At 55.1% G+C, this 13,397-nt stretch carries 10 protein-coding genes; 7 read left to right on the plus strand and 3 right to left on the minus strand.

What is annotated here, in order from left to right:
• Nucleotides 1-123 precede the first annotated feature (123 nt).
• Together A3850_RS16620 and A3850_RS16625 are read left to right on the plus strand one after the other, a co-directional pair.
• Complete coding sequence (locus A3850_RS16620) at nt 124-2,562, plus strand: prolyl oligopeptidase family serine peptidase (RefSeq protein ID WP_068219086.1); 2,439 nt, start codon at nt 124-126, stop codon at nt 2,560-2,562.
• Nucleotides 2,563-2,885: 323 nt separating this feature from the next.
• Nucleotides 2,886-3,269, plus strand: a complete 384-nt coding sequence (locus tag A3850_RS16625) for a Rid family detoxifying hydrolase (RefSeq protein WP_068219089.1) — start codon at nt 2,886-2,888, stop codon at nt 3,267-3,269.
• Nucleotides 3,270-3,291: 22 nt separating this feature from the next.
• On the opposite strand, the gene A3850_RS16630 is transcribed toward A3850_RS16625, so the two are convergent.
• The 3 genes from A3850_RS16630 to A3850_RS16640 form a co-directional block, all read right to left on the minus strand.
• A complete protein-coding gene (locus tag A3850_RS16630) occupies nt 3,292-3,705 on the minus strand; it encodes a hypothetical protein (protein ID WP_157501325.1) in 414 nt (137 codons plus the stop codon).
• Between the two features lie 32 nt (nt 3,706-3,737).
• On the minus strand, nt 3,738-5,009 hold the full coding sequence (locus tag A3850_RS16635; RefSeq protein WP_068219096.1) for a sodium:proton antiporter: 1,272 nt from the start codon (nt 5,007-5,009) through the stop codon (nt 3,738-3,740).
• 166 nt (nt 5,010-5,175) lie between these two features.
• Nucleotides 5,176-6,774: a sodium:alanine symporter family protein gene (locus A3850_RS16640; RefSeq protein WP_068219099.1), complete on the minus strand. Its 1,599-nt coding sequence runs from the start codon at nt 6,772-6,774 to the stop codon at nt 5,176-5,178.
• Between the two features lie 74 nt (nt 6,775-6,848).
• On the opposite strand from A3850_RS16640, the gene A3850_RS16645 reads away from it, so the two are divergent.
• The 5 genes from A3850_RS16645 (at nt 6,849) to A3850_RS16665 (ending at nt 13,397) form a co-directional block, all read left to right on the plus strand.
• Nucleotides 6,849-7,826, plus strand: a complete 978-nt coding sequence (locus A3850_RS16645) for an IS5 family transposase (protein ID WP_082921635.1) — start codon at nt 6,849-6,851, stop codon at nt 7,824-7,826.
• A gap of 229 nt (nt 7,827-8,055) precedes the next feature.
• Nucleotides 8,056-8,625: an RNA polymerase sigma-70 factor gene (locus tag A3850_RS16650; RefSeq protein WP_068219101.1), complete on the plus strand. Its 570-nt coding sequence runs from the start codon at nt 8,056-8,058 to the stop codon at nt 8,623-8,625.
• Between the two features lie 124 nt (nt 8,626-8,749).
• Nucleotides 8,750-9,601 carry a FecR family protein gene (locus A3850_RS16655; protein ID WP_068219104.1) on the plus strand — a complete coding sequence of 284 codons (852 nt, stop codon included), beginning with the start codon at nt 8,750-8,752 and terminating at the stop codon, nt 9,599-9,601.
• A gap of 23 nt (nt 9,602-9,624) precedes the next feature.
• Nucleotides 9,625-12,333 (plus strand): TonB-dependent receptor, encoded by a 2,709-nt coding sequence (locus tag A3850_RS16660; RefSeq protein ID WP_068219107.1) that lies wholly within the window; start codon nt 9,625-9,627, stop codon nt 12,331-12,333.
• 116 nt (nt 12,334-12,449) lie between these two features.
• Complete coding sequence (locus A3850_RS16665; protein ID WP_068219110.1) at nt 12,450-13,397, plus strand: DUF4249 domain-containing protein; 948 nt, start codon at nt 12,450-12,452, stop codon at nt 13,395-13,397.

Below are 13,397 nucleotides of genomic sequence, written 5' to 3' on the forward strand. Positions count from 1 at the left end.
GCCACAGATATCCGTATGCATGCGGCAAGCCCAGTCTGCTTTTAGGTTAACTAAGGTTTTCAGGTTATTGACTAAACGGGGAACTTCCTATCTTCCGCAGTAGAAACCTAAACCATTTTAACCATGTACGGAAGATTCCTGTCTGCCCTTTTCTTGTTCCTATTTGTTTGCACCTGCGCCAGCGCCCAGGACGCGCTCGGCTACCAGAAGCCTCCGGATGATATTCTTAAGCTGGTGGACGTTCCCCTTGCCCCCGGCGTCCTGATGGATAAGAACAAGAAACGGATGGTCCTGCTTTACCGGGATGCCTACAAATCCATTGCCGAACTCAGCCAGCAGGAAATGCGTCTGGGTGGGCTGCGGATTGACCCCAAGACCAATATTGGGAGCCGAACTACCTACTACACTAACGTCGCGGTGCGGGATGTAAAGGGAATGGGAGCTGCCATGGACGTGACCGGCCTACCGGCAACGCCCCGACTATCCAACTTCAGTTGGTCGCCCGATCATTCCCAGATTGCGATGACGCACACAACGGATGCAGGCGTAGAAATCTGGCTACTGGACGTGGCAAGTGGTCAGGCGCGGCAGCTTACCAAGGCTACTGAAGGAGCCGTGAATGCCAATATGCGGGACGTCATTAACTGGTTCAAGGACGGAAAGAGCATGCTCGTCAAGTTCCTTCCCCAAGATAGAAAGCCGCTGATCGACGGCGCAACCGCAGTACCCACCGGCCCTACCATTTCTACGGCGGACGGCAAGAAAGCTCAGAACCGTACCTACCAGGATCTCCTGAAAAACCCGAACGACGAGCACAATTTCGAGCAACTCGCCCGGAGTGAAGTGCGCCAAGTTTTCACCGATGGCCGCCAGGAGAAGTGGCTGCCCACCGCGATGTACGGCAGCATCAGCCACAGCCCGGATGGCCGGTACGTGATGGTCAACCGGATTGAGAAGCCCTTTTCCTACCTCGTCCCTTACTACCGTTTCCCGAGTGTTACCTCCGTGTACGATGAGCAGGGTAAACTCGTCCAGATCGTAAATGAGGAGCCACTGGTGGAAGACCTCCCAAAAGGATTCATGGCGGTACAAAAAGGCCGCCGCTACGTAAGCTGGCGGGCGGATAAGGCGGCAGAGCTTATGTACGTAGAAGCGCTGGACGAAGGTGACCCCGCCAAAGAAGTGGAGTACCGAGACCAGGTGTTTACCCTCCCGGCTCCATTCAAGGGAGAAGGTCGCCCACTGGTAAAAACCATCGACCGCTTCGCCGGCATCGATTTTGCTACTGACGATCTCGCCTTCGCCTACGACCGGTGGTTCGACACGCGGAATACCCGCACTTACACCTTCAACCCGTCGGTGGGTGGAGAAGCAAAAGAAATCTCCAGCCGCAATTACCAGGATCGTTACAGCGACCCAGGTAGCTTCGTAGAGCACCGCAATGAGTATGGCCGCTACGTGGTGGCCGTCCACGATGGCAAGGCCAACCTTTTGGGTGCTGGATACACCAAGGAAGGCCAATTCCCATTCCTCGATGAAATGGACCTGGCGAGCGGCGAAACCAAGCGTTTGTACACATCCAAGCTTGACGGCAAGGTGGAAAATCTGCAAGACTACGACGCAGAAACCGGGCAGCTACAGGTACGGATCGAGGCACCGACGGACTACCCCAACTACTACTTCCGCAACGTGAAGACCAACCAGCTGACCCAGATCACCAACTTCGAGAACCCATTCGAGGCTCTGGGCAAGGTGCACAAGGAAGTCATCACCTACAACCGGGAAGACGGGCTGGAGCTTTCGGGCACCCTGTATCTACCCGTCGGCTACGATAAGGATAAGAAGGAAAAGATGCCCATGATCCTCTGGGCTTACCCGCGGGAATACAAGGACAAGGCAAGTGCCTCCCAGACAACGGCCAACGCCAATAAATTCATCTACCCCTACTACGGCAGCCCCGTATACTGGGTGACGCGTGGGTACGTAGTCCTCGACGGCGCGGCCTTCCCCATCGTGGGTGAAGGGGACACGGAACCTAACGATTCCTTCCGCAAGCAGTTGGTGGATAACGCCAAAGCCGCCATTGATGCGGTGGACGACCTGGGTTACATAGATCGCGAACGGGTGGCCGTGGGCGGTCATAGTTACGGTGCTTTCATGGTAGCGAACCTCCTCTCCCACTCCGACCTGTTCGCCGCCGGCATTGCCCGTTCGGGCGCCTACAACCGGACGCTGACGCCATTTGGTTTCCAATCTGAGCAACGCTCTTACTGGGATGCGCCGGAAGTGTACAACACCATGTCCCCCTTCATGCACGCCGACAAAATGAAGACGCCGTTGCTGCTCGTCCACGGCGAGGCGGACAACAACTCAGGGACCTATCCACTGCAGTCGGAACGCTATTTCAATGCGTTGAAAGGGCTGGGCGCTACCGTTCGTTTGGTCATGCTACCGAAGGAAAGCCACGGATACCGGGCGAAGGAATCGATTTTGCACTTGTTGTGGGAACAAGACCAGTGGATGGAGAAATGGGTTAAGAATAAGGGAAGGGTGCGGCCGTAGGCCGATTTGCGATATGCGATATGCGATTCTCGATTCTCGATTTGGCTGCCGCTGTTTCATAGCTACCGCTGTTTCATGGCTGCCGCTGTGGAAGATATGTGATATGCGATATTTGATAGGTGATATTTGATTTGGCTACCGCTGTGAGAGATATGGGATATGGGATATTTGATAGGTGATTTTTGATTTGGCTACCGCTGTTTCATGGCTGCCGCCGTTACCTAGCTACCGCTATTTCATGGCTACCGCTGTTACGTTTTCACCGTGACAGCGGTAGTTTATTTCTATCATTGTGGTATTGCTAAACCAACCTTTGAGCTACTATGAGAAAAGTGATTAACACGCCCGACGCACCCGCGCCCGTTGGGGCTTACAACCAGGCGATTGCCCATAACGGGGTACTCTACTTGAGTGGCCAGATCGCCATTGACCCGGCTACGAATGAATTACTGACGGATGACCTGGAGGTGGAGACCCGGCGTGTATTGGACAATATGGGGGCGGTGCTGAAAGCCGGGGGCGCCAGTTTCGCCAGCGTGATCAAGTGTAGCGTATTCGTGAGCGACATTGAGAATTTTGGTAGGATCAACGCCATTTACAGTGAGTACTTCGACGCGGAAGAAGCCCCGGCACGCGAATTGGTGGAGGTCGCAAATTTGCCGAAATATGTGAACGTAGAGATCAGTTGTATTGCGGCGATTGAGTAATTACTTCTAAGGCAGGAAGGTGCTACTTTTTGGGGCGCCAGGTGGTGATCTCTAATTCGGCCCGGATGGTACCGGCCGCTAGGTCGCGTTCTACTTTCGTGACGGTACCCGTTGCGAAACCGACAGCTTGGTCTCCGGTAAATATACTATTGGGAAACATAGCAGAATAGGTGATACCAGAGCCATCTGCCAGTACTACGGGGCTCTTTTCCGTTGTGTGCGTTGCCACCTTACTTGTTGTCGGGGTCACTTCGAATTGCCAGTCCTTGAAGACGCTCCCTTCTTCCAGGACGGGTTCCATGCGGCCGTGTTCGCTCATGCGTTTAAAGGCCAATTTGGCCAGGCGCTGGTCTTCGGGGAAGGCAGCGTCATCGAACGGGGAACTGGTGCAGGCGAAGCTAAAGAGCAAAAGAGCGGAGAAGATAATTCTAAGCATATCGGAAAGGAAGTCGTATGGTCCAGGTAGGTTTAGGTTTCGCCTTCTGAGCGGTGGGTTTGCATCACGCGGTCGACCCAACCGAGGACAGGCTTTACGCTCAGCCCGTGCAGAAAGATGGAAACCAGCATGGTAAAGTTAACGATACTCCACACCTGATCAATTTCCGGAAAGGCTTCGGAGTTATGGGCGTAGGCCAAATAGTAAAGGGAACCTACCCCGCGAATCCCGAAGTAACTGATGGCCATCCTTTCCACGAAAGGCAACTTCGACGGTAGAAATGAGACTAAACCCGCCAGCGGTCGAATAACCAGGAGTAAGGCTAAGCCCAGTAAGGCTCCCGGCCACGTCAGGTCGGACAGTCCACCGGTGGCCGTGATCCCACCGAAGGCGATGAGAAAGATGCCCAGTACTGCCTGCTCTACCTGGTCGATGGCCTCGTAGCTTTCTTGTTGAGCTTCCGTGTCCACGTCCCGATGGCGGGAAGCGACTACGGCGGCCACGAAGACGGCCAGGAAGCCGTAGCCTTCGGCAATCTCCGTAATGGAGTACGTCAGCAGCGTTGCGGCCAGGATGAAGAAGCCTTCTTCAATTTCGGTATCCCGTTCCTTCTTCATCCGCTGCAAGAACTTGGCGAATAGCCACGCCAAGCCCAGCCCCAGCGCCCAGCCCATTAGTGTACCAACGGCAATGCGGTACCCAAAATCCCACCAGGCCCACGTCAGGACGGCATCACTTACGTTGGTAGCACCTACGAGCGCAATGGCCAAGTAGACGAACGGGAATGCCAACCCATCATTCAGCCCCGCCTCCAATGTTAGACCAAACCGGACCTCATCCCCCGGGCTATCGTCCTCGGGCGGGCCCACCTGGACGTTGGCCGCCAGAACGGGGTCCGTCGGGGCCAGCACCGCTCCCAAAAGGATCGCGGAGGCCGGCGCCAGCCCAATCCACGCCCATCCCAAGATCGCGAGGGCAGCGATCGTCAGAGGCATGGCGATGGCCAGGAGGTACCAGCCCGTCGCCCAATTCTTTAAACTGGGAGAGCGTGTAATCTTCAGGCCCGTCCCCGCCAACGAGATGATGACGATGAACTCGGTGATGTATTCCATCAACTGCCGGTCCACCCGCTGGTCTTCCGGGTTCATAAGGGGCAACTCCAAAGGAAGGCTGAAAACGGCGAAGCCGAAGGCCACGTAAATGATGGGCAGTGTCAGGATACGGTTCCGGAGCAGGCCCGGTAGCATGAACGTTCCCAGCAAGGCAATACCAGCAAGAAGCAGTAACAGGATGTGGGTCGTCAAGGCGGCGTAAGTTGTAACCGTCCTAACCGCAATCTTCGCCACAGGTTTTCCCAACACGCAAAAGGCCGGCACCCATTGCTGGATACCGGCCCTTTGCCGCTCTTCCGTCCTTACCTCGCACCCGCGGCAGCGCCCCGCTGTGAATTGGTAGGCGAATAGCAGATGATTAGTTGATGACGTTCCCCTGCTTATCGTATTGCTTGATCTCACCCGATTTGATGCGGCGCATATAGTCCGACAACGCACGGCGGACGTTGGGCATCAGGATGTAAAGACCCAGCACGTTGGGGAAACACATGGCGAAGATCATGGCATCGCCAAAACCAAAGACCGCCCGCGCGCTAATCGCCGAACCGATGACGACGAAAAGGCAGAACAGCACCTTATAAATAATTTCGTTGACGACGGACTCACCAAACAGGTAAGTCCAACACTTCATGCCGTAGTAGGACCAGCTGATCATGGTAGATAGCGCAAAGAGGATGACCGCAAACGCAAGCACGGTGGGGAACCAACTGATGACCGAACCGAAGGCCGCGGAAGTAACGCTGATGTCCGCAATCTCGCCGGAGTTGAGGCCATTCAGGGCCCACTCACCACCATTGCCACCGTAGTTCGTGATGATGATCACCAGGGCGGTGATGGTACAGATGACGACCGTATCAATGAAGGGCTCCAGCAAGGCAACGACACCTTCGCTGATGGGCTCATCCGTTTTCGCCGCCGAGTGGGCGATAGAGGCGGAACCAACACCGGCCTCGTTAGAGAAAGCCGAGCGGCGGAAGCCCTGAATCAGTACACCAATGAAGCCACCGTACATAGCGTCCGAAGCAAACGCACCACTGAAGATGCTGCCGAAAGCGGCGGGGATATCGGTGAAGTGGTACCCCAGCACGATCAGCGCACCTACGAGGTAAATACCGACCATGAAGGGGACGATGCGCTCCGTCACCTTGGCAATACTCTTAATACCACCAATGATGATGAGGCCAACGACGACGGCGACGATGGCGCCGAAAATCCAGCCGTTGCCGTAGAAAAAGGATTCCGTTCCACCCGTCACCGCGATGAGTTGGCTGGTAGCCTGATTGATCTGAACCATGTTACCACCACCGAAACTACCGCCGATACAGAAGATGGCGAACAGCACGGCCAGCACCTTGCCGACCGTCGGCCAAATGCCGCCCTTTTCGGCCAGTCCTTTGTCGAGGTAGTACATCGGGCCACCGGAGACGGAGCCGTCGGCATTAACGTTACGGTACATGAGGCCGAGCGAAACTTCGGTGAATTTTGAGGTCATGCCCAGTAATCCGGCGAAAATCATCCAGAAAGTTGCGCCCGGGCCACCGATGCCGACGGCCGCGGCTACCCCGGCGATGTTACCAACACCAACGGTTCCGGAGAGTGCCGCGGTAAGGGCCTGGAAGTGAGACACCTCACCGGCATCGTTGGGGTTATCAAACTTTCCGCGGACGACGTCCAGGGCGTGCTTGAAGCCAGTAATGTTGATGAAACCCATGTAAATGGTGAAGACCACCGCGCCAACAATCAGCCAGGGTAAAACAAAGGGAATCCCCTCCGCGACCTGAACAAAAACAACAGACTCAACCGCTGCGGTAATCGGCTCAAAAATGTTCTGCAACGTGGCATCGAACCCGGTGGGTTCATCCTGGGCCAGCAGAAAAAGAGGAGACAGTAGTGTGGCTAAGGAAAGAAAGTACTTCTTCAAGGCGTTGTTGCATGAATCGGGCCTGATTCCCCTCATAAACGGCTAGTATAAATTTGGGCTGGAGCCCATATCTTTGGTTTACGACAACTAAATCAATAGATTTCCAGCCCATGTCAAAGATAAAGAAGGACGAGCGATTTGAAGTAAAAGATAAGCAGGATTACCGGGTAGTCAACTGGGCGGAGTACAACAAAGCCCTGGAAAATCGTGGTAACATCACGTTTATTATTGACGAGTCGGTCACCCAAAATTGGTATAGTGACTCGCCAGCCCAGAGAGGTGCTCAAGAAACTTATAGTGATACCTGTATCGAGGCCATTATGATGATCAAGACTATTTTTCGGTTACCCTATCGACAGTCTCGTGGTTTTACCGTGGGTCTGCTTCAACTCATGGACCTAGCGCACCTGAAAGTACCAAGTTTTACACAGGTTAACCGCCGTTTTCGCACTCTCAACATTAGTCCTTTTGCGATTCCAGCTAGCGGCCCGATCACGATTGCGATAGACTCGACGGGAGTCAAGGTTTACGGTGAAGGCGAGTGGAAATGCCGCAAGCACGGATGGAGCAAGCGTCGTACCTGGCGTAAACTTCATTTGGGTGTTGATCCTTGCACTGGCTTTATTCATTGCCATATCACGACGACTAACTCCGAGAGCGATGAATCTCAGGTAAATGATCTTCTCGATCAGGTCGAAGCCGAAATCGATGAGGTCTACCTTGATGGTGCTTATGATGCACAGAGTTGCTACGATGGTTTATTGGAGCGAGATATTTGGCCTGTCATTCCACCTCAGAGAGGCGCGGTGAAATGGTATTGGGAGGAACCGGGTGATGCCGATGACTATCCTCGCAATCAATTTATTAAACGCATAGAAGAAGTCGGAAGGGCAGAATGGAAAAAAGAAGCCGATTACCACCAACGAAGTTTATCTGAGACGGCGATGTACCGTTATAAAACCATCTTTGGTCCAACCCACTACTCTCGATCACTTGAAACTCAAACGCAGGAAAACAAAATTAAAATCAAAGCACTCAATCATATGACAGCCCATGGCATGCCGATTTCTCAACTAAAAAATGCTTAATTAAATATTTTATGAGCGCAAGCTTTGTCTTAAATCTTCATGCAACAACGCCCTTCTTCAACATAAATGGTGGGTGTAAGCGAGCGTAGTGTTACGCGCAGAGAAAGTTGGAAAGCCCGAAGGTAATAAACTTTGTTAGCTGCTTTGGCGCGTAACCGGCCGGCCGGTGCGGATTACTTTCCGCCCCCTCCTTGTCACCGACATTTTCTTACCTTGGCTCGCAACGACCATGAAGGCTACCCCCAAGGACCAGGACATACAGTTATTCCAACGCCTCGCGGCGGGGGAATCTCAGGCGCTGGACGCCCTGTTCCGGCAGTACTACGTGGAACTCTGTCAGGTGGCGAATCGCTTCGTTCAGCGGGAATCTACCGCTGAGGACATTGTCCAGGATTTCTTCGTTTCCCTCTGGGAAAAACGAGCTACCCTGAACGCACCGGACAACGTGGGCTCCTACCTCCGCCGCTCCATTCGCAACCGTAGCCTTAATTACCTCCGCGATCAAAAAAGGATTCCAGTGGACGACGGTGAGGTTCCCGAAACTATCGCCGCCCAGGCAATTGGCAACAAGGAGGAGGAAGGCATGGGTCTGAAAACACGAATCAATCAAGCCATCAACCAACTACCCGAACGGTGTCGGCTCGTTTTCACCATGAGTAAATTGGAAGAGATGAGCCACCGCGAGATTGCGCAACGGCTGGATATTTCTACCAAGACGGTTGAGAACCAAATGACCCGCGCTTACCGCTACCTCCGGCAATGGCTGGCCCTACTTTGCGTGCTGAACGCCTTGATCTAAGCGTAATGGCGCCCGGAAGTCAGCCCCCCGACTAATCAACCGGCTTTTTTATGGGTGCGCTTGGGGGTGCGCATTAACTTTGGTGTCCTGAAGGCAGCATTCGCCTTTTAAGTTTTTTCCCCGCATGAGCTCACGTAGCCACGAAGACATTGATCAGCTAGCCGCCGCCTACGGGCGCGATTTTCAGCCCGACGTGGAGCAAGGTCTCCGCCGGCTCCACGCTACATTGAACCTTGACGCTGCTCCCAAAAGAAAACTACGCGTCGTCAGCCGCCGGTGGTTATCCATCGCGGCTACGTTCCTGCTGGTAGCTGCCGCTGGCCTTTACTTCTTGCTCGACCAACCTACCGTCTTCAGTAACTCTACTGCTGCTCCCCTCGCCTACAACTTGCCGGACGGGTCTTCCGTCGTGCTACAATCCGGAGCGGAGATATCATTTGATGATGAATTCGCCGAAACCGAGCGCCGGGTAGATCTACGGGGGCAGGGTTACTTCGAAATTGAAAAGGACGCCACTAAGCCATTCCTCGTGAGTGCGGGTGGCACCACCCTGCGCGTTACCGGCACGGCCTTCAACCTCCGCGTCACCGATGGCGAAATGGAAGTCGAAGTCTCGGAAGGCTCCGTAGAGTTAACCGACGAGGAGGCGACCGTTAAGATCGCCGCCAAACAGTGTGGACTCGCCAAAGCCGGCGCTGGCCCCCAAATGATGCCGGCACCCAACCTCAACCGCCACGCCTGGCGCACGGGTAAGCTCACCTTTGAAGACGCCCCCCTCAACGTCGTGCTCGCTACGTTGAGCAACAACTGGGATCTCGACATCGAAGCGCCCGCCGCCTGCGACTACAACATCAGCGCCGATTACGCCGAAATTAACGTCAAGGATATCCTCGACGGCGTCGCCAAACTTGGTGGCCTAAAGTGCGAAGCGGACGGTGAAAAAGCCTTCCGCCTGACTGGCTCTTGTGGGCAATAACTCTTCGCCTATAGTCCGTCACCATGCGCTTCCTGCTTCCATTGCTCCTGCTGCTATCCTGCTCCTTCTCGGGGGCGCTGGCGCAGGTGGATGCAAGGACCGAGCAAAAGGACTTCCCCCTCCCCCGCCGGACGATGCCCATCGAAAAGGCCCTCATCAAACTAAGGGCCGGCGGAGCTAATTTGAGTTACCGGCCGGACCAAATACCACAGTTAGCCATTCGGGTTCCCGGAGGCAAAAGAAGTTTGGGGGCCTGGCTCAGTTTTCTCCTGGCGGATACGGAACTGACCTACGAGCAAAACGCCGCTGGCTACCTCATCTACCCCGACCCCGATCTCCCCACCCGGATGATCAATCTCTACGGCGTGGTCACCGACGCCGAAACGGGCGAACGGCTGATCGGTGCTTCCATTCAGCTACCGGATGAACTAAGGGGGACGGTTTCCAACGAATACGGATTCTACTCCCTCCCCACCAATGGTGGTCGCCGGACCTTCCGGGCCAGCTACCTTGGGTACGAAGCTCAACAAATGGAAGTCCTGCTCCGTACGGACTCCACCATCAACTTTTCCCTGAGGCCCGACCGGGATCTTCCCGCCGTCATCATCCGCGCCTCCAGCACGGAGACCGGCTCCGGACCGCTGACGGACACCCGTTCCAGCATCGGAGCCGAAGAAGTCGACCGCGTCGGTGGCCCCGGCGGAGAAACGGACCCCTTACGGATTGCCCGCCTACTCCCCGGGGTTGAATCCGGTGCCGACGGAGTTGGCGGCCTCTTCATCCGTGGCAGCGAAAGTGGCCACAACCTGGTCCTGCTCGATGGCGTGCCCCTCTACAACCTTAACCACGCCGCCGGACTTTTCAGCATCTTTTCGAACGAGGCCATCAAGCGAGTCGATCTGTACCGCGACGGGATCCCGACACGCTTCGGTGGGCGGATCGGTGGGGTTCTGGACGTACACACCCGCGACGGCCACCTGTACGAAGCGCGGACCAGCACGGGCACCAGTATGCTCGCCGCTCACCTGACGAGTGAAGGCCCGATCAGCACTGGCAGGAGTTCCTACCTTCTGACGGGCCGGTACTTCTGGACGGGGGAAGTCTTGCGCCAACTAAGTGAAACCTACAAGGAAGACCTTGGCCGGGACGGACGGATCAACTACCAGGTTTACGATTTCAACCTTAAGCTGAACCAGCAGATCGGAGAAAAGGGCCGCCTCTACATCAGTCTGTTCCGGGGAGTTGATGACTACGCTAATCAGGCTACCTCGACCGATACCGTGGAGGTCAGGAATCCGGCTGGTACTGAATTTCGCTACGCCGCGCCGCGCCGTCGGTACGAAGACGTTCGCTGGGCCAACTCCGTTGGGGCCGTCCGCTACAACTACGTGTTCAATCGTCAGTTCTTTGGCAACTTCCGCGCTCACGTATCCGACCTCACCGTGCGGGCGGCCTACGAGCGTTCGGACAGTCTGAACGAAGTAACGTCGGGCATCAATTCGGGCGACATCTTTAGTGGGCGGTACGGTTCGGACATCACCCAGGTGGGTATCGCGTTTGATGGTCAGTACAATCGCTCCAATGGCGATGAACTTCGTTTCGGGGTGGAAGCGAACCGCCATTCCTTTACGCCTCAGCTGGCTTCCGGGCGGGTTCCACTTTCCTTTCATCCGCGCATTGCCTCGTTAGAGGAGTCGCAAACTATGACACCGATTGAGACCAGTGGGTACGTCAGTCTGACGGGCAAGGTGGCTGGTCTAAGTTACCGCGTAGGCTTGCGGGGGCAGCTTTGGCAGAACATGACCAATTACTTCAACGTGAGCCCCCGTTTGCTCGTGGCCGGCCGGCTTGGGACTAGGTCCACGTGGCGGGCGGCTTACGACGAGACGGTGCAGTCCGTACATCTGGTGAGTAGCACCGTTATTGGATTGCCTACGGATATCTGGGTGCCGGCTACGGCTGGTTTGCGGCCTTCGCGCAGCCGGCAGGTCAGCTTCAATTACCAGTATCAATTGAATAAGGCGTGGGATATTGAATCAGCGGTTTATTACCGTGACCTCAGTGATCTGGTTTTCTTTTCCGAAAGCAGCGGTGAATCAGGGTGGGCAAATGCGTTGAGCACGGGTAGTGGTTTTGCCCGCGGGGCGGAATTTACCCTCAGCCACTCCTCGCCGAAACTGCGCGGTTGGTTCAGTTACGTACTCAGCCAGAGCCGTCGCCAGTTTGACGAGGAGGTGAACCTCGGACGGGCCTTCGATTTTCGCTACGGGCGGACGCACGCCGTCAAGTTTGTTGCGATGTACAGCCCGAGCCCCAGAGTTTCACTGGCCGCTACCTGGCGGTTTGGTTCCGGCGCTAATTACAGTCTGAGTGAAGAATCCTTCCTACTCACCAATCCAGCCACGCTGACCACTGACGGGCAGGCGCAGACCATCGCCCTCATCAAAGACCTAAATGGCGTACGCCTCCCCGCCAACCACCGGCTAGATCTCAACGCGCGATTCACTTTGGGTGACCTGGACCGGAGCAGCAAAGCGGAGCATACGATCAGTCTAGGGGTCTATAATTTGTATAGCCGCCACAACCCGATCTACTACGATATTCAGACCACGTACTCGTCCCGCGACGATCAGTTGATTGCCAATCGCGACTTCGTGCAAGTGTACCTGGCTCCGATAACGCCGACTTTCTCCTACCGCATTCGATTTGGGCACGCCGGAATTGCCCGTTAAATGTAGGCGGGCTTACGTTTCGGCAAGTAAGCTTTTTTCCCTAAATTGCAGGAAAGTTGCCCGGTAGAGAATTCAGTAGCAACTTATTACAACTCAACCGACTAGACCACTTCAACATGTCCGATCTTCTATTCGCACACCGGTTTGCGTTCCGCTTTTTAGCGGCGCTGGCGCTGGTGCCGTGGATGATGGGTTGCGAAGAGGTGATTGAAAGTCCGTTTGAGATCGTAGAAAGCAAGTTGGTGATCTCGGCAAAATTGGCTCCGAACCATCCGGTGACGGTCCAGCTCACCGCCACCCAACCCGTTACGGGTGAGATCAACCTTTCCGACGTAAAGGGCGCTCAGGTAGTCCTTTTCGAAGGAACCGAAGTGATCGAAGAATTAGAATACGTAAAGAGTGGTGATGGTAAACCCGGCTTTTACCAAACGACGAACTTCCACCCCATTATCGGGCACGTTTATACCATCCATGCTTCCGCCGACGGATTTACTCCCGTCTCCGCGGAAAGTAAGATTCCCACCAGCGTAGAGATCACCTCTATTTCCCTCGCTGACCTGAGCACGATGGATATGCTGACCACACAAGTCTACGACTACGAGTTGGTAGTTGACTACGCTGACCCAGAGGACGCCACCAACTACTACGACTTGCGCATAAGCCAAGAGGTAATTCCCTACCGCGTCAGTACCGATGGTGATACAACCTTCTACCCAATGGTCCTGAAATCCGTGCAACCTCCCGGTATGTTTCTGGGTACGACGCCGCCCATTGGTGGCCAGGCAAGCGTCCTCATTCAGGATAAACCAATGGAAGATGGCGTGGCGATTCGCTTACAGAGTGTCATCGATCCTTCGAAGGAAATTTTGGGCAGCATTATTGCGGAACTTCGGACTGTCTCCGAGCCCTATTTCCTCTTTCAAAAGAACCTCCAGTCAGAAGGCCAGGTATTTACCGGCATCCTGGAACCGCGGGTCAACACCTACACGAACGTGACCTCCGGATACGGCGTCTTTGCTGGCTACAGTAGCTCCGTGCGTACTGTCAACGTGGGTAATAGATAG

It is taken from the genome of Lewinella sp. 4G2, assembly GCF_001625015.1.
In the GTDB taxonomy this organism is placed as follows: domain Bacteria; phylum Bacteroidota; class Bacteroidia; order Chitinophagales; family Saprospiraceae; genus Neolewinella.

What these genes read in the sequence shown, in the direction of transcription:
- A3850_RS16620 (WP_068219086.1), top strand. Translation starts at nt 124, where the DNA reads ATGTACGGAAGATTCCTGTCTGCCCTTTTCTTGTTCCTATTTGTTTGC.
- A3850_RS16625 (WP_068219089.1), top strand. Translation starts at nt 2,886, where the DNA reads ATGAGAAAAGTGATTAACACGCCCGACGCACCCGCGCCCGTTGGGGCT.
- A3850_RS16630 (WP_157501325.1), bottom strand. Translation starts at nt 3,705, where the DNA reads ATGCTTAGAATTATCTTCTCCGCTCTTTTGCTCTTTAGCTTCGCCTGC.
- A3850_RS16640 (WP_068219099.1), bottom strand. Translation starts at nt 6,774, where the DNA reads ATGAGGGGAATCAGGCCCGATTCATGCAACAACGCCTTGAAGAAGTAC.
- A3850_RS16645 (WP_082921635.1), top strand. Translation starts at nt 6,849, where the DNA reads ATGTCAAAGATAAAGAAGGACGAGCGATTTGAAGTAAAAGATAAGCAG.
- A3850_RS16650 (WP_068219101.1), top strand. Translation starts at nt 8,056, where the DNA reads ATGAAGGCTACCCCCAAGGACCAGGACATACAGTTATTCCAACGCCTC.
- A3850_RS16655 (WP_068219104.1), top strand. Translation starts at nt 8,750, where the DNA reads ATGAGCTCACGTAGCCACGAAGACATTGATCAGCTAGCCGCCGCCTAC.
- A3850_RS16660 (WP_068219107.1), top strand. Translation starts at nt 9,625, where the DNA reads ATGCGCTTCCTGCTTCCATTGCTCCTGCTGCTATCCTGCTCCTTCTCG.
- A3850_RS16665 (WP_068219110.1), top strand. Translation starts at nt 12,450, where the DNA reads ATGTCCGATCTTCTATTCGCACACCGGTTTGCGTTCCGCTTTTTAGCG.